Origin of the sequence: Paraburkholderia sp. RL17-383-BIF-A (genome assembly GCF_046028015.1) — a bacterium.
In the GTDB taxonomy this organism is placed as follows: Bacteria; Pseudomonadota; Gammaproteobacteria; order Burkholderiales; family Burkholderiaceae; genus Paraburkholderia.
The window spans coordinates 94,461-117,005 of sequence record NZ_JARESR010000016.1 but is presented as its reverse complement, the minus strand read 5'-3'; the positions used below and the strand labels follow the sequence as shown (position 1 = coordinate 117,005).

Below are 22,545 nucleotides of genomic sequence, written 5' to 3'. Positions count from 1 at the left end.
TCGTCAAGCCGATACAAAGAACCGCTCTTTCAGTTCCTCGATACCGAGCGTCTCCATCACCTCATTGAGGCGCTCGGCCGGCCGCCGCCTCGGCAAGTCCTTGTACTGGGCGATGATGAGTTCGTTTTTCATCGAATGCTCCCATCCCACCAGCTCGGTCACGCTGACCTGATAGCCGTGCGCTTCGAGCTGCAAACATCGCAGCACATTTGTGATCTGGCTTCCAAACTCCCGCGTATGCAATGGATGCCGCCAGATTTCCGTCAAGGCGCTCCCCAGCGATTTGCCCTTGTTCTGCCGCAGCACACCCGCCACCTCAGCCTGACAGCACGGCACGACCACGATGTATTTCGCTTTCTTCTCCAGAGCGAAGCGCAGCGCGTCGTCGGTCGCCGTATTGCAGGCGTGCAGCGCCGTCACGATGTCGATCTGGGCCGGCAAGCGATCCGACGTGATCGACTCCGCCACCGAAAGATTCAGGAACGACATGCCCGTAAAGCCCAGCCGGTTCGCCAGTTCCTCCGACTTCGCGACCAGCTCCTCGCGCGTTTCGATGCCGTATATGTGCGACGCCCCACCAGCCTGAGCCTGAAACTCCTTGAAGAAAAGGTCGTACAGGATAAAACCTAGGTAGGACTTGCCCGCGCCGTGATCGACGAGGGACACGGCGCCCTGTTTGTCCTTGAGGTCCTTGAGCAGCGGCTCGATGAACTGGAACAGGTGATAGACCTGTTTCAGCTTGCGACGGCTGTCCTGGTTCATCTTGCCGTCGCGCGTGAGGATATGGAGCTCCTTCAGCAATTCGACGGATTGGTTGGGACGGATTTCGTGAGTTTTGCTGGACATCGGGGGAAACCGTCATCAATTGCAGCGCGAACGTGCGACAGGCGACGGAAAAAGGGAAAAGTTGCTGCCAGTTTACCCAAAGTGCGGCCCGCTTACCGAAAGAGCCGCGCGGATCATGCAAGAAATGGTGTCAATCTGGAACACTTCCTGCTCTAAAAGCTCTACTCAGGGGGGCCAGATAGGCGCAAAAAGCAGCGTGCGTACCGGCTGAGCCCGTCGGCGTCGGCCGTCTCGCCTATAACAAGTGGCTGCGGCCGTGACTTTGATCACGCGAACCGAATGCATGTGGGGAGGACGGTCCCGGAACACGGGCCGAACGTTACGTAACCAGCAGCGCGCCGAGACTTCCACCGGACGCGCGCTCGGAAAATAGAAGAGGCAGCAATGGATACGGTACCCAACGGAAACGTCGAACAGAAGTTTCAGGAAATGCTGGCGAAGCTCATCGCCACCCCGGCCTGGTCGGAGAAGCAGCAACTCGAGCTGGAAATGGCCCGTGACATCTCCACGGAAATGCTCCGTCTCGCCGAAATCATGCGCGACGGCAGCGTTGACATGGAAACCTGCCTGACCATGCTCAAGTACGCCAAGGTCCTCGACTTTGTCATGACGACGCTCGCTTCGCGGCGCGATATCAAGCCGCAAACGCTGCGGGTCATCTTCAAGCTTGCGGGCTTGAAGGTAGACGAGGCTTACCCTGGCTAGGACAGTCCCAATACGTCGCTACCCGCACGGGCGGCCAGACGCCGCTCGTGCAGGTCGCACGGCCTATCTCATTCCCGAAAGACAGCAACTCACGCGCGCGGAGCTTCGACCGGTGGCGTGCCGTCGTGAAAGAGGGTCTTGAGTTGCGACCGCAACTCCGGCGAATCCGTGTGTTTGTGCACAGAGACCGCATGCTGGACTGCGGCGTCGAGCAATTCGCTCTCGGTGTCGGCAGATAGGGCAACCGTGCAGTTCATTTCGCTCGGGAATTCGCGACAATCAATGTATTTGCGGGACATGGCAGTCTCCTTGGTCAGACGTTCAGATATCCACGCAGGCAGCAGACGCGCGAAGCACAGAGCCTTCCGTGACGCGGCGTCACAGACAGCGGAGGCGCGTCGAATGGCAAGAAGACGGGAGCTGGGTTTGACGCGGGAAAGACGCGCACGGCGTCCGATGGAAGGTGTCTGAAAATTATAGGTCGCGCCAGCCGACAACGAAGCCGCAGACGCAATCCAGCCGAACGCGGGACCGCCTGAACCGAGCCTTTTTCAGCCCACGTGCCCGCCCTCGCGTTTGCCCTGCGCTGGCCGCGGTGTAAAAATAGCGCCCTTCGCACCGCCCGCTCATCTGGTCCGGCCGGCGCGCCGCCTCCTCCGCTCATCCGCAGGTCCGCATGTCATCCTCATTCGATTCCGCCCGCGTCGCCGTGATTGGCGGCGGCCCCGCCGGCTTGATGGCCGCCGAGGCGCTCGCCCGGCCAGGCGTGCGGGTCGACGTCTACGACGCCATGCCGTCGGTCGGCCGCAAATTCCTGATGGCGGGCAAAGGCGGCATGAATATCACCCATTCGGAACCGCTCGAGCCGTTCCTCGGGCGCTACGGGGCCCGCCGCGAGCAACTCGCATCGCTCGTGAACGCCTTCGATCCCGACGCCTTGCGTGTGTGGTTGCACGGGCTGGGCGTGGAAACCTTCGTCGGCAGTTCGGGCCGCGTTTTTCCGACCGACATGAAAGCCGCGCCCATGCTGCGTGCGTGGCTGCATCGATTGCGCGAAGCGGGCGTGGGCTTTCACATGCGCCACAAGTGGACCGGCTGGGACACCGAAGCGGGCGGGGACGCTGCCACGCATACACTTCGATTTGCCACGCCCAACGGTGAGCAAACTGTAACCGTCGACGCCGTAGTGTTCGCGCTTGGCGGCGCAAGCTGGCCGCGTCTGGGTTCGGACGCCGCCTGGGTGCCGTTGATGGCCTCGCGCGAGGTACCGGTGACGCCCTTGCTGCCGGCGAATTGCGGCTTCGACGCCGACTGGAGCCCCTACTTGCGCGAGCGTTTTGCAGGCCAACCGGTGAAGCCGGTAGCCATCGCACTGACGAGCGTAGACAATAAAGTCCACAATCGACAAGGTGAAATACTTCTGACCGAAACCGGCCTCGAAGGGAGTCTGATTTATGCCTTGTCGGCGGTGATCCGCGACCGAATTCTCGCCGACGGTTCCGCGACAATCGCGCTGGACCTGGCGCCGGGCCTGCCCTTGGAGCGAGTCGTCGCCGAAGTCACGCGGCCGCGCGGCTCACGCTCGATGTCGAGCCATCTGCATGGCCGGATCGGAATCGGCGGAGTCAAACTGGCTCTGTTGCATGAGATTTTGTCGAAAGAGGCCTTCGCCGACGCGAACGGCCTTGCGCACGCCATCAAGGCGCTGCCGGTGCGCCTCACCCGTGCGCGGCCGATCGCGGAGGCAATCAGCACCGCCGGCGGCATTCCCTTCGAGGCGCTCGACGAGCACCTGATGATCGAACGCCTGCCGGGCGCATTCTGCGCAGGCGAAATGCTCGACTGGGAAGCGCCCACGGGCGGCTATCTCCTCACTGCCTGCTTTGCCAGCGGCCTCGCGGCAGGGCGCGGCGCGGCGGCATACCTCGGCAAACTCAAGGCGAGCGGCGCTTCGACGTGACGCGCCGCGTTGCCCGCCTTGCCGCGTGGCAACGCATTGGCCGCTTATCGCGGCTTGAGACGCCACAGCGAAGTGACTTCAGCCATGCGCGCGGTGTGCAGCGCGTCGGTTTCATCGGTCGACTTGGGGTGCCGCGGACGAATGTCCTCGCGCCCGATCACCGTCAATCCGGCCTTGTCGATGGCGGCGAGCAGCCAGTCGCGCGTGCGCAAGCCGAGATGCTCCGCGAAGTCCGACATGATCAGCCAGCCTTCACCGCCCGGCGACACATGCTCCGCGAGCCCATTCAGGAAACCGAGCAGCATACGGCTTTCCGGATCGTAGATCGCATATTCGATCGGAGAAGCGGGCCTTGCCGGCAGCCACGGCGGGTTGCACACCACGAGCGGCGCACGGCCTTCCGGAAACAGATCCGCTTGCACGACCTCGACCTGCTGGTCGTAGCCGAGACGCGTCAGGTTCTCACGCGCGCAAGCGAGCGCTCGGGGATCCTGATCGGTGGCGATGATTTTCTTCACGCCGCGTTTGGCGAGCAATGCGGACAATACGCCCGTGCCCGTGCCGATATCGAACGCCTTGTTCAGCGAAGGCAGCGGCGTGCGCGCGACGAGATCCACATACTCGCCGCGCACCGGTGAAAACACCCCGTAGTGCGGATGGATCCGCTCGCCCAGTGCGGCAATCTCGACGCCCTTCTTGCGCCATTCGTGCGCACCGATCATGCCGAGCAACTCGCGCAGCGATACGACGGACGCCTCGCCGGTGGCCGGTCCATACGTTTCGATGCAGGCTTGCTGGACATCGGGCGCGCGACGCAGCGGAATGCCGTATGCGGCGTCGAGCGGGATCAGGATCATGCCGAGCGTGCGCGCGCGTTGCGACTGTGCCTGCCTGTGCAGGTTGAACGCGTCGAGCGGCGTTTCCCCCTGCTTGCGAGGCTTGCGCTCGAGCCGGCGCGTGACCGCTTGCAGCAGTTGGCGAGCGTTCTGGAAGTCTCCGTTCCACAGCAGTGCCGTTCCTTCGCAAGCGAGACGGTAAGCGGAATCGGCGGTGGTGCGGTCGTCCGCGACAATGACGCGCTTGGGCGGCGGCACGGCCGCTTCGGAGCGCCAACGCGCGGCGCGGGGGCCGTCGGCTTCGGGCCAGGTGATGGTTGCTGGGCTGGTCATGGTGAAGGTGGGATCGGTGTTGCGGGAGCGACGCGCTGAGAAACCGCGTCTTCGGGGGCGTTGCCCGCCGGAGTAACTTGATAGCGTGGCCGACTGACGCCCGAATAGTACCTCGGTGGTTCGGGTTCGCGGTGCGGTATTCGCCGGCAAACCCCTGGAGAAACGCGCCGACGCGGACTAAAAAGTCCACCATCGACAAGGTGAAAGAGATATGGCATTTTTGGACCGATATCGAGCCTCACCGTTGCTTCACGGAACCGCCTCTCTCTGCGCACTTTATCAACGAGGAGCGGCTCAGTCCTACGCGACTCCGCGATTTATTCGATTGAATAGGCAAAATCTTATACAAGTGGACAACTCGTCTATCCCGAGACGAAATTCTTTGTAGGGGTTTACAGCCGGTTAATGGACAGAAAGGAATGTGACCGGTATAGTTTTCCCAATTAGTGGAACGCAACTATTCCAAGAAGAACCTGAGAGACCCACGGCGGCGCCGGGCAAAACCCTCCACGTCGCCAGCTCATCAAAATAAACCTACGATTGCGGATGCTAATTCGCGTCCGCAACTCGTTTCTCATTAATCTGCTTATTCCAGACAACACGCATTTAAGCGCGGTGATTTTTTAATCACGTAGCGTGCGCACGCATAAATGAAAAACGGGGTTTCTGAATGAACAGAAACCCCGTTTAGTACAACTGGTGCCGGCTGCAGGACTCGAACCCGCCACCTCATGATTACAAGTCAAGCGCTCTACCTGATGAGCTAAGCCGGCATGAGGCCGTGATTCTACTTCATTTTACGATCTTGAGGCGAGCCCTTCCGCCACCTTTCGATCCATCGTCGTCAGGTTGCGGGGCGTCCGTCGCGCTTTCCGCTTTGGCGGCGGCGGCATCCGCGGCCGGCGCCGTTTCGACCGCACGCGGCGCGGGCGCCTCGGTCTCGTCCGCCACTTCGGCGTCGGTGCCCGAATCCTGCGCTTCACCGCCTGTCGACTCGACCGGGAATGCCATGCCCTGCCCGTTTTCGCGCGCGTAGATCGCGAGAATATTGGCGATCGGCACTTCGATCTTGTGCGACTTGCCGGAGAAACGCGCGCTGAACTCGATCCACTCGTTGCCCATCTGCAGCTGGCTGGTCGCCTCGAAGCTGATGTTCAACACGATTTCGTTGTCGCGCACGAACTGACGCGGCACGCGCGTCTGGTTGTCGACCCGGACCGCAATGTGCGGGGTATAGCCGTTATCCGTGCACCACTCGTAAAGCGCGCGCAGCAGGTAAGGCTTGGTGGAAATCTCTTGCATCAACAGTCCTCTTACCGGGCGCGGGCCCGCGCTCACCCAGCCGCGCGGCGCCCTCACCCCAAAGCCAAACTCAACGACGCATCACCTTTTCCGAAGGCGTCAGCGCTTCGATGTAAGCCGGGCGGCTGAAAATGCGCTCGGCGTACTTCATCAGCGGGGCGGCGTTCTTCGACAGTTCGATGCCGTAGTGGTCCAGACGCCACAGCAGCGGAGCAATCGCGACGTCGAGCATCGAGAACTCTTCGCCAAGCATGTACTTGTTCTTCAGGAAGATCGGCGCGAGCTGCGTCAGACGATCGCGGATCGCGAGACGGGCCTTCTCGTGATTCTTCTCGGCGGCCTTGCCCTTTTCGTTTTCGAGCGTGCCGACGTGCACGAACAGCTCTTTTTCGAAGTTGAGCAGGAACAGGCGAGCGCGGGCACGCTGAACCGGATCGGCCGGCATCAGCTGCGGGTGCGGGAAGCGCTCGTCGATATACTCGTTGATGATGTTCGATTCGTACAGAATCAGGTCCCGTTCGACGAGAATCGGCACCTGACCGTACGGATTCATCACGGCGATGTCTTCCGGCTTGTTAAACAGGTCGACGTCGCGGATCTCGAAGTCCATGCCCTTTTCGAACAACACCAGCCGGCAGCGCTGGGAGAACGGGCAAGTTGTGCCGGAATACAGAACCATCATGTTTACGTTTCCTCAAAAAGCTGAAAGGCCAGCGCGCGGAAAAACCGTTCAGCAGGTTTTTCCTGGCGCCGGCCCCACGCCGGGTGACGGCGTGATTATTTGATATGTTTCCAGTACGCGGCGTTCAGTCGCCAGGCGAAAAAGCTCAGGATACCGAGGAACATCAGCACCCACACGCCAAGCTGTTTGCGGGTTTTCTGGGTCGGTTCGGACATCCATGACAGGTACGACACGAGGTCGGCCACAGCAGAATCATAATCTACCGGCGACATCGTCCCCGGAGTGACCTGCTGGAAGCCGACAAATTTGTGTACCGTCTCGCCAGTTTTTTCGTCGGTTTCGTCACCGAACTTCGCGGTACGTTGCCCCTGAAGCTGCCACAGCACGTGAGGCATGCTCACGTTTTCATACACCAGATTGTTCCAGCCCGTCGGCCGCGTATTGTCGCGGTAGAAGCTGCGCAAATACGTGTAGAGCCAGTCTTTGCCGCGCGCTCGCGCTTCCACCGACAAATCTGGCGGACTCGCGCCGAACCACGCTTTCGCGTCTTCGGGCCGCATCGCCACGGTCATGGTGTTACCGATTTTATCCGTGGTGAACAGCAGGTTCGCCTGAATTTCGTTCGGCATGATGCCGATGTCGGTCAGCCGGTTGTAGCGCATCAGATTCGCGCTGTGGCAATTCAGGCAGTAGTTTACAAACAATTGCGCGCCGTGCTGCAAAGAAGCGAAATTCTCCGCGTTATCGGGCGCGCGGTCGAGCGGGAAATTCTCGTCCGCGTGAGCCGGGGCGGCCAGCACCGCGAGCAGTGTCGCGCCGACCAGCGCGCACTTCGTAAGCAGTCTTTTCATTTCGTGTTCTCCTGGCTCGCGATTAGTGAGGCTTGAACCGCACCCGCTCGGGCGGCTGCTTGAACGTGCCAAGCCGCGTCCAGAACGGCATACCGAGGAAAAACGCGAAGTAGATCAGCGCGCAGATCTGGGCGATCAACGTGGCGACCGGCGACGGCGGTTTCGTGCCGAGGAAGGCTAGGGTCAGAAACGCGAGCACGAAGATGCCGTAGAACACCTTATGAAAGAACGGCCGGTAACGGATCGACTTGACCGGCGAGCGGTCGAGCCAGGGCAGGAAGAACAGCGATACCACCGCGCTGCCCATCACCACCACGCCCCAGAACTTCGATTCGGTGAACGCCATGGCCAGAATCACCAGCACCGCGAGCACCGGCAGACCGAGCTTCCACTTGCCGCGCGCGCGCACCAGCGCGAGCAGGCCGAGCAGCGCGATCACGACCATCAACACAATCTTGAACGGATCGGTGGTGGCGCGCAGCATCGCGTAAAAGGCCGTGAAGTACCAGACCGGCGCGATTTCCGGCGGCGTCTGCAACGGGTTGGCCGGCACGAAGTTGTTCGCTTCGAGGAAGTAGCCGCCCATCTCCGGCGCGAAGAAAATGATCGCGGCGAAGATCAGCAGGAACACCGTCACGCCCATGAAATCGTGCACCGAGTAGTACGGGTGGAACGGAATGCCGTCGAGCGGAATGCCGTCCGGATCCTTCTTCGCCTTGATCTCGATGCCGTCCGGATTGTTCGAGCCGACTTCATGCAGCGCGACCAGGTGGGCGACCACCAGACCGATCAGCACGAGCGGAATCGCAATCACGTGAAACGCGAAGAAGCGGTTCAGCGTGACGTCCGAGACCACGTAGTCGCCACGAATCCACAGCGACAGATCCGGCCCGATGAACGGAATCGCCGAGAACAGGTTCACGATCACCTGCGCGCCCCAGAACGACATCTGGCCCCACGGCAGCAGATAGCCGAAAAACGCCTCGGCCATCAGGCACAGAAAAATAGCGCAGCCGAAGATCCACACCAGCTCGCGCGGCTTGCGGTACGAGCCGTACATCAGCCCGCGGAACATATGCAGATACACGACGACGAAAAACATCGACGCGCCCGTGGAGTGCATATACCGGATCAGCCAGCCCCACGGCACCTCGCGCATGATGTACTCGACCGACGAGAACGCGAGCGTCGCGTCGGGCTTGTAGTTCATGGTGAGGAAGATGCCGGTGACGACCTGATTGACCAGCACCAGGAGCGCGAGCGAACCGAAGAAATACCAGAAGTTGAAATTCTTCGGCGCGTAGTACTCGGAAACGTGCTTCTTCCAGGTGGAGGTCAGCGGAAAGCGCCGGTCGATCCAGCCGACCAGCCCGGTCGTCTCTACTTCGTGTTCGATCGCCATTACGCTTCTCCTTTCTCGTCCTTGCCGATCACGAGGCCGGTAGCCGACGTGAACATGTAAGGCGGGATGTCGAGGTTCTGCGGCGCAGGTTTGTTCTTGAAGACGCGGCCGGCCATGTCATAGGTCGAGCCGTGGCACGGGCACAGAAAGCCGCCTGGCCAGTCGTCCGGAAGATTCGGCTGCGCGCCCTCCTGGAAGCGCGGCGTCGGCGTACAACCCAGATGGGTGCACACGGCAACGGCGACGAAAAGGTTCTTGTGGTCGGCGCGTGAACGGAACTCGTTGTTGCAGTACTCCGGCAACGGCATCGAAAAAGGATTCTTGGTGTGGGGATCCGCTACTTCGTTATCGGCTTTCTGGACATCGGCGAGCATCCTGTCGGTGCGGTTGATGATCCACACCGGCTTACCGCGCCAGGCAACGGTCTTCATGTCGCCGGGCTTGAGATCGCTAATATCGACTTCGACCGGGGCACCTGCTGCCTTGGCCTTTTCAGATGGTGCAAACGAACTAACAAAGGGTACGACAGTGGCAACGCCTCCAATGCCACCTGCTACGGTCGTCGCTATCAGCCAGGTACGGCGGCTGCCGTCGACGCGTTCATCTTCCTTGTCTCGCATCACACGCCCCACTTCTGAGTTGGATTTTTCCTTCACGTCGCTTCTACCGCCGCTAGTTTGCGCGAATGGAGTCGCCATTTACAAGGGCCGATTGCCAAAAACCGTGCGAAGCCCTTGATAAATCAGGGTTACTCCGTACGGATCGCAAACTTTTTCGCACCTCCTTTTAAGTGCCCTCTGCGTTATTCGTGCCTTTTGCTTAGCTAATGCGTTTTACGTAAATCCGGTGATTCAAACGGGATTAGGGATATCGATAAAGAGGTGTTCGATATCGAACTGCTCGGACAGATGCTTGCCCACCGCCTGCACGCCGAAGCGCTCCGTTGCATGGTGGCCGGCCGCGAGAAATGCGACGCCGCTTTCCGCCGAGGTGTGCATGACCGACTCCGACACTTCGCCGGTCAGGTAGACGTCGGCACCCGCGTTGATGGCCGCGTCGAACATGCCTTGCGCGGCGCCCGTGCACCAGGCCACGCGACGTAGTTCGCGATCCGCGTCGCCGAACACGAGCGGCGTGCGGCCGAGTGTCTGCTCGACTTGCGCGGTGAAGTGAGCGAGCGTGATCGGCATCGGAAACGTGGCGAGCCAGCCGAGGTCGTTCTCACCGAAGCGCGCGTCGCTGATCCAGCCCATCTTCGCGCCGATCTGCGCGTTGTTGCCGAACTCGGGGTGGTCGTCGAGCGGCAGGTGATAAGCGAACAGATTCAGTTCGTTGGCGATCAGCAGTTTCAGACGCGCATATTTGCGGCCGGTGATCTGCGGCGCCTCGTTGCGCCAGAAGTAGCCGTGATGGACCAGCACGGCGTCCGCGCCCCAGTCGAGCGCGGCCTCCAGGAAGGCCGCCGAAGCGGTCACGCCGGTCGCGAGCTTATTGATCTTGCGACGCCCTTCGACCTGCAGTCCATTGGGGCAATAGTCCTTGAAGCGCGCGGTTTCAAGGAGATTGTTCAAGTACAATTCAAGTTCGATCCGATCCATATAAACCTCTAGTCTTCAGATGCTTAGACGCTTTTGGCTGTTCTTTGCCCAAGCGGTGACCGTGCTGTTGGCGCTCATGTTCATCATTGCGACGCTCAAACCGCAGTGGCTGCAGCGCCAGGGGCAATTCGGCAAGCAACTCGCCGAACCGATCGTCGCCCTACGGGAAGTGGCGCCAGGCATCGGCAGCGGCCCAGCCCAGGCGTCCTATGCGGACGCCGCGCAAAAGGCCATGCCCGCGGTCGTCAATGTGTTCTCCAGCAAGGATGGCTCACTGCCACCCGACCCGCGTGCGAAAGACCCGCTGTTCCGCTACTTCTTCGGCGACAAGAATAAGCGCAAGCAGCAGGAACAGCCCGCGTCGAATCTGGGTTCCGGCGTGATAGTGAGTTCGGAAGGTTACATTCTAACGAACCAGCACGTCGTGGACGGCGCCGACCAGATCGAAATTGCGCTAGCCGACGGCCGCACCACGAATGCGAAAGTGATCGGCGTCGATCCGGAAACAGATCTGGCCGTGCTCAAGGTCAACATGACCAACCTGCCCACCATCACGCTCGGCCGCATGGACCAGACGCGCGTGGGCGACGTAGTGCTCGCCATCGGCAATCCGTTCGGCGTCGGCCAGACGGTGACCATGGGTATTGTCAGCGCGCTCGGGCGCAATCACCTTGGTATCAACACGTTCGAAAACTTCATTCAGACCGACGCGGCCATCAACCCGGGTAACTCGGGTGGCGCACTGGTCGACGTGAAAGGCAACCTTCTCGGCATCAACACCGCCATCTATTCGCGCTCTGGCGGCTCGCTCGGCATTGGCTTCGCGATTCCTGTGTCGACGGCGCGCAGCGTGCTGGAGAGCATCATCACCACGGGTTCGGTCACGCGCGGCTGGATCGGCGTCGAGCCGCAGGACGTCACGCCGGAAATCGCCGAATCGTTCGGGCTGGAGCAGAAGTCTGGGGCGATCGTGGCGGGTGTGCTGAAGAACGGCCCTGCGGACCGTGCTGGCATCAAGCCGGGCGATATTCTCGTGAGCGTGAACGGGCAGGAGATCACTGACACCACTCGCCTGCTGAATGTGATCGCGCAGATCAAACCGGGCACGGCAGCGAAGGTGCACCTCGTGCGCAAGAGCCGTGAGATGGATCTCGATGTCACCATCGGCAAGCGGCCGCCTCCACCGAAACAACCGGTTGAGGACAACGGCGGCGGTGGTGATCAGCAGGATGATGATGGGGGTTGAGGTACGCGGGGGCCAGGTCGTGTTGAGCTACGCTTGCCACCGCCCCGCTTTCATTGCCTCTTCGAGCATCCCGAGCGTGAGCGATCTACCGCCGAAAGTTTCACGCGCACTGGCGCTGAACGGCGACTTGGCCACGGTGGCGAAGAAAGGGCCAATGTTCAGCTTCGCAGCCGGGTAATGGTAGTGCAGATCGAAACCGCCCACATCCACGCCGAAGCGTGCGGCCCATCTCCTCATCAATTCCGCGATACGCGCTGTATCGATATCCAGATCGTGATGCAGGTCCGTGTCCCTCGCCAGTTGGAGCCGACCGACAATCGGTTTTCCGGCATCTTCCGCAACAAACGCTTTCAGACTGCTCCAAGTCTCTGTCTTCACAGGTGAACCTCTGCTTTTACAGGGCCGTTGTATCCAATGGCCGATCGATAAATGATTGTGCACGCACGAAAGCTTCGGATGAACTAACCGCGACCAACGAGCGCGCAATAAAAAGGGCGGTCTGCAATAGACCGCCCTTTTCGTTTTATTCACGCCTAAGCATTAATCCGACGCGCCCGCGTCCTCAATCACCGCCGGCTGCTTACCCACAATCAACCGCGCCGCAATAATCCCAGCTTCGTACAACACGATCAGCGGGATCGCCAGAATCAGTTGCGAGAACACATCCGGCGGTGTGACCACGGCCGAAATCACGAACGCGCCGACGATCACATACGGACGGATCTCCTTGAGCTTCTTGAGCGTGACCACGTTCATCCGAACCAGCAGCACCACGACGATCGGCACTTCGAACGTCACGCCGAACGCGATGAACATGGTCAGCACGAAACTCAGGTAATTGTCGATGTCCGTGGTCATCTCCGCGCCGAGCGGCGCGTTGTAGTGCGCCATGACGCGGAAAATGGTCGGGAACACCACGAAATACGCGAACGCCATGCCGCACAGGAATAGCGTGTAGCTGCTGCCGACCAGCGGCCCGACCAGTTTCTTCTCATGCTGATAAAGACCCGGCGCGACGAACGCCCAGATCTGGTACAGCACGATCGGCAGCGCGATCACGAAGGCCACCAGCATGGTCACCTTCATCGGCACGAAGAACGAGCCGGTTACGTCGGTGACGATCATCTTGCCGTCCTTCGGCAAGTTCTGCATCAGAGGCCGCGCCAGCAACCGGAAAATATCCGGCGCCCAATACACGAGTCCCACGAACACCACGATGACGGCAAGGCCGGCGCGAATGATACGGTCGCGCAATTCTACGAGGTGGGAAATGAAGGTCTCTTCAGTGCCTTCGTCCTGGGTTTGCTGGGGGTCGCTCACACCGGCCCTCGGTTAGAGATTGTCGTTCTGATCATCAGAAGAAGCGCGTCGGACGACGCATGGTGGCCGGCGTATGCCGCGCCACGCGCGCCGCACCCGACTGCACGCGCGTGCGGCGCGTGGTCGCGCGCTTGTACCAGGTGGGCATGGCCGTCTGCTTGACGCGCCAGTTCTTGCGTTTGGGCGCCGCAGCCGGCGTGCTGCTCGGCCACGACGTATTGCCTGCGTTGCCAACGTCTTCGAGCGCGCCGCCCGCAATGCTCGGCGACACCGACGTGCCGCTGTTCCACGCGTCGTTCAGCTCGCCCTCATGCTTGCGCAGATTGTCCTGAACAGAGGTTTCGACGTTGGTCGCGGCGGCCTCGAACTCGCTTTTCATACGACGCAGTTCGTCGAGTTCGATTTCGCGCGTGACTTCGGCCTTCACGTCGTTGATATATCGCTGCGCGCGGCCGAACAACGCGCCGGCCGTACGGGCGACGCGTGGCAGGCGCTCAGGCCCGAGTACGACCAGCGCGACGACGCCGATCAGCGCCATCTTGGTTAGACCGAGGTCCAGCATGAAGTGGAATGTCCGTCAGTAACGCGGTTAAGCCGCGGCTTAGCGGTAATCGCCGGAACGCGGCGCCTTTTCCTTCGCATCCACATCCACGGCGCCGTTACGCGGCAGTTCGCGCTGTTGCGCTTCGCCTGCCGGCGTTTCGGCTTCCTTCATGCCTTCCTTGAAGCCCTTCACCGCGCCACCCAGATCGGTGCCGATATTGCGCAGCTTCTTCGTGCCGAAGACGAGCGCCACGATCAACAACACGATCAGCCAATGCCAAATGCTCAACGAACCCATGACTACTCTCCTTAACCCCGATACCGCACCATGATGCGGTGAAACTCGTGCGCCTTGCGGCATGAATCGAAGCGCGTGCGCTTCATCTATACGTTACCGCGAGTTCTTCCGATTCAACCCGCGACACGGAATGTCATTGTGGCCAGACGATCGCGTCGGCGTCGTTACAATGCGGCAAAAACAACGCTCGCGCTATTGTCCACGAACAAAACTCGCCACGCCGCCGCGCTGCCCTGTCAGCGTTGCCCTTGTCAGCCCATGCGCTGCCAGGGGCGAGGTCCCGCGAGAATATGTGCGTGAATGTGATACACCTCTTGCCCGCCGCCAGGACCGGTATTGATTACCGTGCGAAAGCCCGTTTCGCCACCGGTGTACGCCACGCCCAACTGATCGGCCAGACGCGCGGTCAAGACAAGCATTCTACCAAGCAGCGGTGCATCGCTTTCGGTGCAATTCGACAGCGTGGCGATGTGCTTGCGCGGGATCACCAGCACATGCGTTTCGGCGGCCGGACGAATGTCGCGAAAGGCGACGAACTCTTCGTCTTCGTGGACTTTGGTCGACGGGATCTCGCCGGCGGCGATCTTGCAGAAAAGGCAGTTCGGGTCGTGGCTCATCGTATTCCTGACGCAGTATGGCTGGAGCGCGAAGCGTGCGCGGCGCAGTTCATGTCAGGCCCGGCAACAGTCGGACGAAACTCAGAACCAGCCACGCGGATTCGCGAGCGGCTTGTTATCGTACAGATACAGCCAGCCTTTGATAATACGGTACAACATCCAGATGCTCACGGCCCACAGTACCGGAATGCCGATCACGACAAACAGCAGCACGCCGCCAATCGCATAACCCAGCAGCGCCATCCAGAAAGAGCGGATCTGCCATTCGAAATGGGCTTCGTAGGGCGTGCCCACCACGTCGGGCCGTTTCACGTAGTTGATGATGATCGCGATCAGGATCGTCAGGCCGCCTGTCAGCCAGTGGACCGCGTACAGCGCATACAGCACGTGGGTGAGCGTGCGCAGGCTGCGCTCGCGTTCCGGTTCGAGGGCATTGCGGTAAGCCGGCGGCGGATAGCTTTCGTGCGACTGTTCCATGCTTGCGTCCTCCCGAGGATGCGCGTCAGATGTGTTCAGTGCAATATGGGCGCCGATGCTCGCCACTTCAAGACGGCCGCGGATCGTCGCGGCACAGCCGTCGCTCAGTCGCCGCTCAGTCGCCGTTCTGCTCGCGGTCGCGGCTCTTGCGCAGCGCCTTTTCCTCGATGCCCGACATGCCTTCACGGCGCTCGAGTTCGGCGAGCACGTCCGCCGGGCTCAGATCGAAGTGCGACAGCATCACGAGACAGTGAAACCACAGGTCCGCGACTTCGCCCACCAGCGCCTTCGGCGCGCCGCCGTGGCGCGCATCCTTGGCGGCCAGCACGACTTCCGTGGCTTCTTCGCCGATCTTCTTCAGCACCGCGTCGTCGCCCTTGTGGAACAGGCGCGACACGTACGAGACGTCCGGATCGCCGCCTTTGCGGCTGTCGATGATCGCCGCGAGGCGCAGCAGCGTGTCGGTCGTGGAAGCGGGGTTAGCCGACGTGGTTTGCGTGGATTGCGTCATTTGTAGATGTGTTCGGGATCTTTCAGCACCGGATCGACGGCGACCCAGTCGCCATCCTCCACCGAGCCTTCGAATTTCTGGAAAAAGCACGAGTGGCGGCCGGTGTGGCAGGCAATGCCCGACACCTGCTCCACTTTCAGCAGCACGACGTCTTCGTCGCAATCGAGCCGCAGTTCATGCACATGCTGCACGTGGCCGGACTCTTCGCCCTTGAACCACAGCCGCTGACGCGATCGCGAGAAATACACCGCACGGCCCGTTTCGACGGTTTTCGCCAGCGCTTCGCGGTTCATCCACGCGAACATCAGCACGTCGTTCGTCGACGCTTCCTGCGCGATCACGGGCACGAGGCCGTTCGCGTCCCACCTGACCTTGTCGAGCCAATTGATTGCCGAGGGATTCACCACGTCACAACCTCACCGAAATGCCCTGATCGGCCATGAAGCGCTTGGCCTCGCCCACGGTGTGTTCGCCGTAGTGGAAAATGCTCGCGGCGAGTACCGCGTCCGCGTGGCCCTCTTTGATACCGTCGGCCAGATGCTGCAGATTGCCCACGCCGCCCGAGGCGATCACCGGGATCGGCACCGCGTCGGACACCGCGCGCGTGAGCGCGAGGTCGAAGCCGCTCTTGGTGCCGTCGCGATCCATGCTGGTCAGCAGGATTTCGCCGGCGCCGAGTTCGGCCATCTTGCGCGCCCATTCGATCGCATCCAGACCGGTTGCCTTGCGCCCGCCATGTGTGAAGACTTCCCAGCGCGGCGTTTCGCCTTGCACGGAGACGCGCTTGGCGTCGATCGCGACGACGATGCATTGCGAACCGTATTTGTCCGTTGCGTCTTTCACGAGCTGCGGATTCGCCACCGCCGACGAATTCATGCTGATCTTGTCCGCGCCCGCGTTCAGCAGGCGCCGTACGTCTTCGACGGCGCGCACGCCGCCGCCGACCGTCAGCGGAATGAACACTTGCGAGGCGACCGCTTCGATGATCGGCAGGATCAGATCGCGCTGATCCGAGGTCGCGGTGATGTCGAGGAAGGTGAGTTCGTCCGCGCCCTGATCGTCGTAACGGCGGGCGATTTCGACGGGGTCGCCCGCATCGCGCAGTTCGACGAAGTTGACGCCCTTGACCACGCGGCCAGCCGTGACGTCGAGACAGGGGATGATGCGTTTAGCTAGAGCCATGATCTTGCAATTCTGCCAATACCGCTGATGAGGCCGCTCGCCTGGACGAGCGGCACAGTGCCGGCGCGGCGAGCCACGCCGCCGGTGAGTTCCACGCAACCGGCTCGAGACGGTATGCCGGTGTCAGGCCGCGCTGCTCGGACGCCGGTGATTTGATCACCGCGATGCCGAGCGGACGAACGCACGAGGCGCGAGCGGCGAGCCTGCCGGCCCCGCCTCCCCGCCTTAAGCGTCGTCCGATTCGCGCAGCCGGTCTGCGAGGGTTTGCGCCGCCGCAAAGTCGAGATCGCCCGAGTAGATGGCCCGGCCGCAGATCACGCCTTCGATGCCTTCGTCTTCGACTTCGCACAGCGATTCGATGTCCGCGAGGTTCGACAAACCGCCGCTCGCGATCACCGGAATCTTCACCGCGCGCGCGAGACGCACCGTTGCTTCGATGTTGATGCCCTGCAGCATGCCGTCACGGCCGATGTCGGTGTAGATGATCGACTCGCAGCCGTAGTCCTCGAACTTGCGCGCGAGATCGGCCACTTCGTGACCGGTCAGCTTGCTCCAGCCGTCGGTTGCGACCTTGCCGTCTTTCGCATCCAGCCCGACGATGATATGGCCGCCGAACGCCGTGCAGGCGTCCTGCAGAAAGCCAGGATTCTTCACCGCCGCCGTGCCGATGATCACGTACGACAAACCGTCGTCCAGATAGCGCTCGATCGTATTCAGGTCGCGAATGCCGCCGCCCAGCTGAACGGGAATCTCTCCGCCCACCTCTTCGATGATCGCGCGAATCGCGTCTTCGTTCTTCGGCTTGCCGGCGAACGCGCCATTCAGGTCGACGAGGTGCAGACGCCGGGCACCGCGATCGACCCAATGTCGGGCCATCGCCGCCGGTTCCTCGGAAAATATCGTCGCCTGGTCCATATCGCCCTGTTTGAGGCGTACACACTGACCGTCTTTCAGGTCGATGGCGGGAATCAGCAGCATAGCAATCGGGTGTTGTCTGGGAATGGGTTGAGGGTCGGCGCGAGCGGCTGAAGGTCCAGCCCGCCGGGACGCCGTTTCGCTAGTTTAGTACAACTCTTTCGACGCCCTTGCGTGGCGTCGTGGGCAAGCGAAATCGTGGTGTCGCAATTGTGGCGCACGGCGCCCGTTCCGCTTATGGCGGAGCGACGCACGGCAACAGGATGAAGAAAGGCGCTCACGGGTTCCAGTGCACGAAGTTGCGATACACGCGCAGCCCCGCTTCGGCGCTCTTTTCCGGGTGGAATTGGGTCGCGAAGATGTTATCCCGCGCCACCGCCGAGGTAAAGGGCACGCCGTAGACCGTTTCGCCCGCGGTATGGGCGGCGTTGTCCGGCACCACGTAGTAGCTGTGCACGAAGTAGAAAAACGCGTTGTCGGCGACACCGTCCCACAGCGGATGCGGCTGCGTCTGACGCACGCGGTTCCAGCCCATTTGCGGGACCTTGAAGCGCGAGCCGTCGTCCTGCAGTTGGCCTTCCAGGTCAAAGCGCAGCACCTTGCCGGGCAGCAGGCCGAGGCCGGGCGTGTCGCCCTCCGCGCTCCAGTCAAACAGCATCTGCTCGCCGATGCACACGCCCATTAGCGGCTTGCTGCGCGACGCTTCGATCACCGCGTCCTGCAGGCCGGAGTCGCCGAGACTGCGCATGCAGTCGGGCATCGCCCCCTGGCCTGGCAGCACTACGCGGTCGGCGGCACGAATCGCTTCCGGCCGGTCGACAATCGCCACATCCGCTTCCGGCGCGGCTTTGCGCAGCGCCTGGGCAACCGAACGCAGGTTGCCCATTCCGTAATCCACAATCGCTATCGAAGTTTTCATTTCAAGTTAGGCAGCAATGCCTTCAATCCATCGACGATGAATTCCACCGCCAGCGCCGATAACATCAAACCCATGAGCCGCGTACCGATGTTGATACCCGTGCGACCGACCCAGCGGGCAATCGGTTCGGCAAGTCGCAGCGAAAAAAAACAGATCGCCGCCAACACCGCGCCGATCGCGACGAGGCTGATCCGGTCGTACCAGTGCGCCGAACCGGCCGCATAAATGATCGTGGTGCTGATCGCGCCCGGACCGGTCAACAGCGGAATCGCCAGCGGCACGACCGCGATGTTGTCCTTCTGCTCGGCTTCGTGGCGCTCTTCCGGCGTGGAACGGCTGTTGCCGATCTGCGCGTTCAGCATGTTGATCGCCATCAGCAGCATGATGATCCCACCGCCCACTTCGAGCGAGCCGACCGAAATGCCGAAGAAGCTGATGATCTGCTGCCCGAGCAGCGTGGTCACCGCAATCACGCAGAACACCGAAATCGCCGCGATCCGGATGGTCCTGCGCCGCTCGGCGTCGCTCTGATGCGCCGTGAGGCTCATGAAAAACGGAATGGCGCCGACCGGGTTGATCAGCGCCAGCAGCGAAATAAACGACTTCAGAATGTCCATCGCACACCGGGCGCGAGCGCAATCGGCGCCGCTCCCGGTCCAGGTAAATGAGCCAGCTAATGAGCGCTTAAAGGCTGCCCTTGGTCGACGGAATCTGCCCCGCCGCGCGTTCGTCCAGTTCGGTAGCCATGCGCAACGCACGCCCGAACGCCTTGAACACCGTTTCCATCTGGTGATGAGCGTTCAGGCCGCGCAGGTTGTCGATATGCAGCGTCACGCCGGCGTGATTCACGAAGCCGCGGAAAAATTCGATGGATAGATCGACGTCGAACGTTCCGATACGCGCGCGCGTGAACGGCACATGGAATTCGAGCCCCGGACGGCCGGAAAAGTCGATCACGACACGCGACAGCGCTTCGTCGAGCGGCACGTAAGAATGGCCGTAACGGCGGATGCCCTTCTTGTCGCCGATCGCTTTCGCAACGGCCTGGCCGAGCGTGATGCCGGTGTCTTCGACCGTGTGATGGTCGTCGATATGCAAATCGCCATGCGCTTCGATCTCGAGGTCGAACAATCCATGCCGCGCGATCTGGTCGAGCATGTGGTCCAGAAACGGCACACCGGTGGCCAGCTTCTGCTGACCGGTGCCGTCCAGATTGATCTTCACACGGATCTGCGTTTCGCTGGTGTTGCGAACGACTTCCGCAAGGCGCATGGTAATTCCTCGAATCTAGCTAGAAAGCGATAGGTAGGTGGGATGGGAAAACGTCGGGCCGCGCGTGCTTTCCGCAGTCGGGACAAGCGTTTGCGCGGCCATTCGGCACGCTTTCAATGCAATACGAGCTTCAGTCCGGCGAGCAACTGCGCGTTTTCTTCCGGCGAACCGACGGTCAAACGCACGCAATTGGCCAGCAATGGATGCATTTTACTCACGTTTTTGATCAAAACCCGCGCCGCCAGTAGCGTTTCGAACAGGACCGATGCATCCGGCACGCGCACCAGCAGGAAGTTGCCGGCGCTTGGGAACACTTCGGCGCCCGGCAACTCGGCCACCGCGTGCGCGAGTTTCGTCCGTTCTTCACGCAATTGCGCGGCTTGCGAATCGAGCACGTCGATGTGATCGAGCAAGAAATCGGCGGCGGCTTGCGTGAGCACGTTGGTGTTGTACGGAGGCCGCACTTTGTCGAATTCGGTCAGCCAGGCCGGCTTGCCGACCAGATACCCGAGACGGATGCCGGCCAGACCGAGCTTGGACACCGTGCGCATAACCACGACGTTGTCGAACGCGTCGGCGCGCGGCAGCCAGCTTTGCTGCGCGAACGGCTGGTAGGCCTCGTCGATCACCACGAGGCTCTTACTGGCCGCGGCGATGATGCGCTCCATGTCGGCGTCGTCGAACAGCGTGCCGGTCGGGTTGTTCGGATACGCGAGATAAACGATCGCCGGCTGGTGCTCGGCGATCGCGGCCAGCATCGCTTCGGTGTCGAGCGTGAAATCCGCCTTCAGCGGCACACCGACGAACTCGAGATTCGCCAGCTTCGCCGACATCTGATACATCACGAAGCCCGGCACCGGCGCGAGCACCTTGGCGCCCGGCTGCGCGCACGCGACCGACACCATGCTGATGATTTCGTCCGAGCCGTTGCCGAGCAGCACGTCGCAGCCGGCGGGCACTTTCATCACACGCTTGATCTTCTCGATCAGCGCATCCGGGCGCGGCGCCGGATAGCGGTTCAGCGCGACCCCGGCCAGATGCTCGCCCAGATGCGCGGCCAGCACCGGCGGCAGCGGGAACGGGTTTTCCATCGCGTCGAGCTTGATATAGCCCGTCGCGTCCGGAACCGGATAGCTCGTCATCGCGAGCACGTCGCGGCGGATGATGTCTTGAGGTGTCGTCATAGGTCGGTGGAGCGGGCCGCGAGGAAACGCCGGCCCGGCTTCGGCGGCATGCTGGCCGCCCCAGGTTGGTCTCTGTTGTCGTTATTGAACGTGGAACCGCGCGCAATCCGTCGCTGGCGTTCACGGGCATCGGCTCGATGCCCGCGGTTCGAACGCCGGATTCAACGCGCTCAGCCGTTTTGCCGCATCCGGTATTCGGCGCTGCGGGCATGCGCCTGCAGGCCTTCGCCGTAAGCGAGTTCGGCGGCAATCTCGCCGAGCGTCTGCGCGCCTTCCGCGCTGACCTCGATCACGCTCGAACGCTTGAAGAAATCATAGACGCCCAAAGGAGACGAGAACCGTGCGGTACGAGACGTAGGCAAAACGTGATTGGGCCCCGCGCAGTAGTCGCCGAGGCTTTCGCTGGTGTAGCGGCCGAGGAAGATCGCGCCGGCATGGCGGATCAGCTGGCCCCACTGCTGCGGCTCCAGCGCGGAAATTTCGAGGTGTTCCGGCGCGATGTCGTTGGCGATCGCGCAGGCTTGCTCCATGTCGCGTACCTTGATCAGCGCGCCGCGGCCTTCCAGCGACGCCTGGATCACGTCGCGGCGCGGCATGGTGGGCAGCAGCTCGTCGATCGCGTCTTTCACGCGGCCGATGAACGCGTCGTCCGGACACAGCAGAATGGACTGCGCGAGTTCGTCGTGCTCGGCCTGCGAGAACAGGTCCATCGCGACCCAGCGCGGGTCGGTCGTGCCGTCGCACAGCACGAGAATTTCCGACGGCCCGGCGATCATGTCGATGCCGACCGTGCCGAACACCCGGCGCTTGGCCGACGCGACATAAGCGTTGCCGGGACCGCAGATCTTGTCGACCGCGGGCACCGTTTCCGTACCGTACGCGAGCGCGCCGACCGCCTGCGCACCACCGATCGTGAACACGCGATCCACGCCGCCCAGCAGCGCGGCAGCGAGCACCAGCGGATTCTTCACGCCGTCCGGCGTCGGCACGACCATGACGATTTCGCGCACGCCGGCCACCCGCGCCGGAATCGCGTTCATCAGCACCGACGACGGATACGCCGCCTTGCCGCCCGGCACGTAGATGCCCGCGCGATCGAGCGGCGTGACCTTCTGGCCGAGCACGGTGCCGTCGGCTTCCGTGTATTGCCAGCTATGGCTGCCGCATTCGATCTTCTGCTTCTCGTGATAGCCGCGCACCCGCGCCGCCGCCGCTTCGAGCGCCGCGCGGCGCTTGGGCTCCAGACCTTCCAGCGCCGCTTCCAGCTCCGCCATCGGCAGTTCGAGCGCGCTCACGCTCCTGGCTTCGACACGGTCGAAGCGGCTCGTGTATTCGAGCACCGCGGCGTCGCCGCGCGCCTTCACGTCGTTCAGAATCTGCGCGACCGAGCGCTCGATTGCTTCGTCTTCGCTCGCCTCGAACGCGAGCACCGCGTGCAGCGACTTCTGGAAGTCGGGAGCAGTGGAATCGAGTTTGCGAATCTTGATAGACATACGGGTATCCGTTTCGGTAAGGCGCGCTCTAGAACGTGGTCACACCAACACGA

General features: G+C 61.8%; 27 protein-coding genes and 1 tRNA gene. 3 read left to right on the top strand and 25 right to left on the bottom strand.

From position 1 onward, the window contains the following. Positions 1–3: 3 nt before the first annotated feature. Positions 4–846, bottom strand: a complete 843-nt coding sequence (locus P0D71_RS19740; RefSeq protein ID WP_408481640.1) for a class I SAM-dependent methyltransferase — start codon at positions 844–846, stop codon at positions 4–6. Between the two features lie 384 nt (positions 847–1,230). Between P0D71_RS19740 and P0D71_RS19735 the strand changes: the two genes are divergently transcribed. Continuing rightward, complete coding sequence (locus P0D71_RS19735; RefSeq protein WP_091798629.1) at positions 1,231–1,551, top strand: type II toxin-antitoxin system HicA family toxin; 321 nt, start codon at positions 1,231–1,233, stop codon at positions 1,549–1,551. An 89-nt stretch (positions 1,552–1,640) separates the two neighbouring features. Here P0D71_RS19735 and P0D71_RS19730 read toward each other — a convergent pair whose 3' ends face one another. Continuing rightward, positions 1,641–1,850 (bottom strand): DUF1059 domain-containing protein, encoded by a 210-nt coding sequence (locus P0D71_RS19730; protein WP_091798627.1) that lies wholly within the window; start codon positions 1,848–1,850, stop codon positions 1,641–1,643. Positions 1,851–2,227: 377 nt separating this feature from the next. Here P0D71_RS19730 and P0D71_RS19725 point away from each other — a divergent pair, with 377 nt between their 5' ends. After that, positions 2,228–3,511: a TIGR03862 family flavoprotein gene (locus P0D71_RS19725; protein ID WP_408481638.1), complete on the top strand. Its 1,284-nt coding sequence runs from the start codon at positions 2,228–2,230 to the stop codon at positions 3,509–3,511. 44 nt (positions 3,512–3,555) lie between these two features. Here P0D71_RS19725 and P0D71_RS19720 read toward each other — a convergent pair whose 3' ends face one another. The 8 genes from P0D71_RS19720 to P0D71_RS19685 all read right to left on the bottom strand — a co-directional run bounded on the left by P0D71_RS19720 (position 3,556) and on the right by P0D71_RS19685 (position 10,515). Then, the gene (locus P0D71_RS19720; protein WP_408353079.1) at positions 3,556–4,680 is read right to left on the bottom strand and encodes a methyltransferase; all 1,125 of its coding nucleotides are present in this window, start codon (positions 4,678–4,680) and stop codon (positions 3,556–3,558) included. 697 nt (positions 4,681–5,377) lie between these two features. Then, a tRNA-Thr gene (locus P0D71_RS19715) sits at positions 5,378–5,453 on the bottom strand. 19 nt (positions 5,454–5,472) lie between these two features. Beyond that, the gene (locus tag P0D71_RS19710) at positions 5,473–5,982 is read right to left on the bottom strand and encodes a ClpXP protease specificity-enhancing factor (RefSeq protein ID WP_091798546.1); all 510 of its coding nucleotides are present in this window, start codon (positions 5,980–5,982) and stop codon (positions 5,473–5,475) included. 70 nt (positions 5,983–6,052) lie between these two features. Next, positions 6,053–6,664: a glutathione S-transferase N-terminal domain-containing protein gene (locus tag P0D71_RS19705; RefSeq protein ID WP_006052302.1), complete on the bottom strand. Its 612-nt coding sequence runs from the start codon at positions 6,662–6,664 to the stop codon at positions 6,053–6,055. Positions 6,665–6,759: 95 nt separating this feature from the next. Beyond that, positions 6,760–7,515 carry a cytochrome c1 gene (locus P0D71_RS19700; RefSeq protein ID WP_408481635.1) on the bottom strand — a complete coding sequence of 252 codons (756 nt, stop codon included), beginning with the start codon at positions 7,513–7,515 and terminating at the stop codon, positions 6,760–6,762. 22 nt (positions 7,516–7,537) lie between these two features. Next, a complete protein-coding gene (locus P0D71_RS19695) occupies positions 7,538–8,917 on the bottom strand; it encodes a cytochrome b (RefSeq protein WP_091798540.1) in 1,380 nt (459 codons plus the stop codon). Beyond that, positions 8,917–9,537 carry a ubiquinol-cytochrome c reductase iron-sulfur subunit gene (gene petA, locus P0D71_RS19690; RefSeq protein WP_091798537.1) on the bottom strand — a complete coding sequence of 207 codons (621 nt, stop codon included), beginning with the start codon at positions 9,535–9,537 and terminating at the stop codon, positions 8,917–8,919. The genes P0D71_RS19695 and petA overlap by 1 nt, the downstream gene beginning before the upstream one ends. Before the next feature lie 231 nt (positions 9,538–9,768). Then, positions 9,769–10,515 (bottom strand): Nif3-like dinuclear metal center hexameric protein, encoded by a 747-nt coding sequence (locus P0D71_RS19685; RefSeq protein ID WP_091798535.1) that lies wholly within the window; start codon positions 10,513–10,515, stop codon positions 9,769–9,771. Between the two features lie 19 nt (positions 10,516–10,534). Here P0D71_RS19685 and P0D71_RS19680 point away from each other — a divergent pair, with 19 nt between their 5' ends. Beyond that, positions 10,535–11,761, top strand: coding sequence for a Do family serine endopeptidase (locus P0D71_RS19680; protein WP_091798532.1), 1,227 nt, complete (start codon positions 10,535–10,537; stop codon positions 11,759–11,761). 27 nt (positions 11,762–11,788) lie between these two features. Here P0D71_RS19680 and P0D71_RS19675 read toward each other — a convergent pair whose 3' ends face one another. From P0D71_RS19675 to hisD, 15 genes are all read right to left on the bottom strand, one after another. Beyond that, complete coding sequence (locus P0D71_RS19675; protein ID WP_408481633.1) at positions 11,789–12,139, bottom strand: DUF1493 family protein; 351 nt, start codon at positions 12,137–12,139, stop codon at positions 11,789–11,791. Between the two features lie 162 nt (positions 12,140–12,301). After that, complete coding sequence (tatC, locus tag P0D71_RS19670) at positions 12,302–13,081, bottom strand: twin-arginine translocase subunit TatC (RefSeq protein WP_091798526.1); 780 nt, start codon at positions 13,079–13,081, stop codon at positions 12,302–12,304. Between the two features lie 34 nt (positions 13,082–13,115). Further along, positions 13,116–13,643, bottom strand: coding sequence for a Sec-independent protein translocase protein TatB (gene tatB, locus P0D71_RS19665; protein WP_091798523.1), 528 nt, complete (start codon positions 13,641–13,643; stop codon positions 13,116–13,118). Positions 13,644–13,682: 39 nt separating this feature from the next. Then, positions 13,683–13,922, bottom strand: coding sequence for a Sec-independent protein translocase subunit TatA (tatA, locus tag P0D71_RS19660; RefSeq protein ID WP_007180217.1), 240 nt, complete (start codon positions 13,920–13,922; stop codon positions 13,683–13,685). A gap of 251 nt (positions 13,923–14,173) precedes the next feature. After that, positions 14,174–14,539: a histidine triad nucleotide-binding protein gene (locus P0D71_RS19655; protein ID WP_091798519.1), complete on the bottom strand. Its 366-nt coding sequence runs from the start codon at positions 14,537–14,539 to the stop codon at positions 14,174–14,176. An 81-nt stretch (positions 14,540–14,620) separates the two neighbouring features. Beyond that, on the bottom strand, positions 14,621–15,016 hold the full coding sequence (locus P0D71_RS19650; RefSeq protein WP_091798516.1) for a DUF4870 family protein: 396 nt from the start codon (positions 15,014–15,016) through the stop codon (positions 14,621–14,623). A gap of 115 nt (positions 15,017–15,131) precedes the next feature. After that, positions 15,132–15,527: a phosphoribosyl-ATP diphosphatase gene (locus P0D71_RS19645; RefSeq protein WP_091798513.1), complete on the bottom strand. Its 396-nt coding sequence runs from the start codon at positions 15,525–15,527 to the stop codon at positions 15,132–15,134. Further along, positions 15,524–15,934, bottom strand: a complete 411-nt coding sequence (gene hisI, locus P0D71_RS19640; protein WP_177205060.1) for a phosphoribosyl-AMP cyclohydrolase — start codon at positions 15,932–15,934, stop codon at positions 15,524–15,526. Before hisI ends, P0D71_RS19645 begins: the two co-directional genes overlap by 4 nt. Position 15,935: 1 nt before the next feature. Then, positions 15,936–16,709 carry an imidazole glycerol phosphate synthase subunit HisF gene (gene hisF, locus P0D71_RS19635; RefSeq protein WP_408301910.1) on the bottom strand — a complete coding sequence of 258 codons (774 nt, stop codon included), beginning with the start codon at positions 16,707–16,709 and terminating at the stop codon, positions 15,936–15,938. A gap of 225 nt (positions 16,710–16,934) precedes the next feature. Continuing rightward, complete coding sequence (hisA, locus tag P0D71_RS19630; protein ID WP_042329166.1) at positions 16,935–17,687, bottom strand: 1-(5-phosphoribosyl)-5-[(5-phosphoribosylamino)methylideneamino]imidazole-4-carboxamide isomerase; 753 nt, start codon at positions 17,685–17,687, stop codon at positions 16,935–16,937. A gap of 214 nt (positions 17,688–17,901) precedes the next feature. Beyond that, the gene (hisH, locus tag P0D71_RS19625) at positions 17,902–18,543 is read right to left on the bottom strand and encodes an imidazole glycerol phosphate synthase subunit HisH (RefSeq protein ID WP_091798507.1); all 642 of its coding nucleotides are present in this window, start codon (positions 18,541–18,543) and stop codon (positions 17,902–17,904) included. Beyond that, positions 18,540–19,160 carry a YchE family NAAT transporter gene (locus P0D71_RS19620; RefSeq protein ID WP_007180209.1) on the bottom strand — a complete coding sequence of 207 codons (621 nt, stop codon included), beginning with the start codon at positions 19,158–19,160 and terminating at the stop codon, positions 18,540–18,542. The genes hisH and P0D71_RS19620 overlap by 4 nt, the downstream gene beginning before the upstream one ends. A gap of 67 nt (positions 19,161–19,227) precedes the next feature. Then, a complete protein-coding gene (gene hisB, locus P0D71_RS19615) occupies positions 19,228–19,815 on the bottom strand; it encodes an imidazoleglycerol-phosphate dehydratase HisB (protein ID WP_007180208.1) in 588 nt (195 codons plus the stop codon). 113 nt (positions 19,816–19,928) lie between these two features. Then, positions 19,929–20,999 (bottom strand): histidinol-phosphate transaminase, encoded by a 1,071-nt coding sequence (gene hisC, locus P0D71_RS19610; protein ID WP_408481632.1) that lies wholly within the window; start codon positions 20,997–20,999, stop codon positions 19,929–19,931. A gap of 170 nt (positions 21,000–21,169) precedes the next feature. Next, positions 21,170–22,492, bottom strand: a complete 1,323-nt coding sequence (gene hisD, locus P0D71_RS19605) for a histidinol dehydrogenase (protein ID WP_091798498.1) — start codon at positions 22,490–22,492, stop codon at positions 21,170–21,172. Positions 22,493–22,545 lie beyond the last annotated feature (53 nt).

Bases quoted from the DNA above. Each gene is read 5' to 3' on its own strand.
- P0D71_RS19740 (WP_408481640.1), bottom strand. From the start codon at position 846: ATGTCCAGCAAAACTCACGAAATCCGTCCCAACCAATCCGTCGAATTG.
- P0D71_RS19735 (WP_091798629.1), top strand. From the start codon at position 1,231: ATGGATACGGTACCCAACGGAAACGTCGAACAGAAGTTTCAGGAAATG.
- P0D71_RS19730 (WP_091798627.1), bottom strand. From the start codon at position 1,850: ATGTCCCGCAAATACATTGATTGTCGCGAATTCCCGAGCGAAATGAAC.
- P0D71_RS19725 (WP_408481638.1), top strand. From the start codon at position 2,228: ATGTCATCCTCATTCGATTCCGCCCGCGTCGCCGTGATTGGCGGCGGC.
- P0D71_RS19720 (WP_408353079.1), bottom strand. From the start codon at position 4,680: ATGACCAGCCCAGCAACCATCACCTGGCCCGAAGCCGACGGCCCCCGC.
- P0D71_RS19710 (WP_091798546.1), bottom strand. From the start codon at position 5,982: ATGCAAGAGATTTCCACCAAGCCTTACCTGCTGCGCGCGCTTTACGAG.
- P0D71_RS19705 (WP_006052302.1), bottom strand. From the start codon at position 6,664: ATGATGGTTCTGTATTCCGGCACAACTTGCCCGTTCTCCCAGCGCTGC.
- P0D71_RS19700 (WP_408481635.1), bottom strand. From the start codon at position 7,515: ATGAAAAGACTGCTTACGAAGTGCGCGCTGGTCGGCGCGACACTGCTC.
- P0D71_RS19695 (WP_091798540.1), bottom strand. From the start codon at position 8,917: ATGGCGATCGAACACGAAGTAGAGACGACCGGGCTGGTCGGCTGGATC.
- petA (WP_091798537.1), bottom strand. From the start codon at position 9,537: ATGCGAGACAAGGAAGATGAACGCGTCGACGGCAGCCGCCGTACCTGG.
- P0D71_RS19685 (WP_091798535.1), bottom strand. From the start codon at position 10,515: ATGGATCGGATCGAACTTGAATTGTACTTGAACAATCTCCTTGAAACC.
- P0D71_RS19680 (WP_091798532.1), top strand. From the start codon at position 10,535: ATGCTTAGACGCTTTTGGCTGTTCTTTGCCCAAGCGGTGACCGTGCTG.
- tatB (WP_091798523.1), bottom strand. From the start codon at position 13,643: ATGCTGGACCTCGGTCTAACCAAGATGGCGCTGATCGGCGTCGTCGCG.
- tatA (WP_007180217.1), bottom strand. From the start codon at position 13,922: ATGGGTTCGTTGAGCATTTGGCATTGGCTGATCGTGTTGTTGATCGTG.
- P0D71_RS19655 (WP_091798519.1), bottom strand. From the start codon at position 14,539: ATGAGCCACGACCCGAACTGCCTTTTCTGCAAGATCGCCGCCGGCGAG.
- P0D71_RS19650 (WP_091798516.1), bottom strand. From the start codon at position 15,016: ATGGAACAGTCGCACGAAAGCTATCCGCCGCCGGCTTACCGCAATGCC.
- P0D71_RS19645 (WP_091798513.1), bottom strand. From the start codon at position 15,527: ATGACGCAATCCACGCAAACCACGTCGGCTAACCCCGCTTCCACGACC.
- hisF (WP_408301910.1), bottom strand. From the start codon at position 16,709: ATGGCTCTAGCTAAACGCATCATCCCCTGTCTCGACGTCACGGCTGGC.
- hisA (WP_042329166.1), bottom strand. From the start codon at position 17,687: ATGCTGCTGATTCCCGCCATCGACCTGAAAGACGGTCAGTGTGTACGC.
- hisH (WP_091798507.1), bottom strand. From the start codon at position 18,543: ATGAAAACTTCGATAGCGATTGTGGATTACGGAATGGGCAACCTGCGT.
- P0D71_RS19620 (WP_007180209.1), bottom strand. From the start codon at position 19,160: ATGGACATTCTGAAGTCGTTTATTTCGCTGCTGGCGCTGATCAACCCG.
- hisB (WP_007180208.1), bottom strand. From the start codon at position 19,815: ATGCGCCTTGCGGAAGTCGTTCGCAACACCAGCGAAACGCAGATCCGT.
- hisC (WP_408481632.1), bottom strand. From the start codon at position 20,999: ATGACGACACCTCAAGACATCATCCGCCGCGACGTGCTCGCGATGACG.
- hisD (WP_091798498.1), bottom strand. From the start codon at position 22,492: ATGTCTATCAAGATTCGCAAACTCGATTCCACTGCTCCCGACTTCCAG.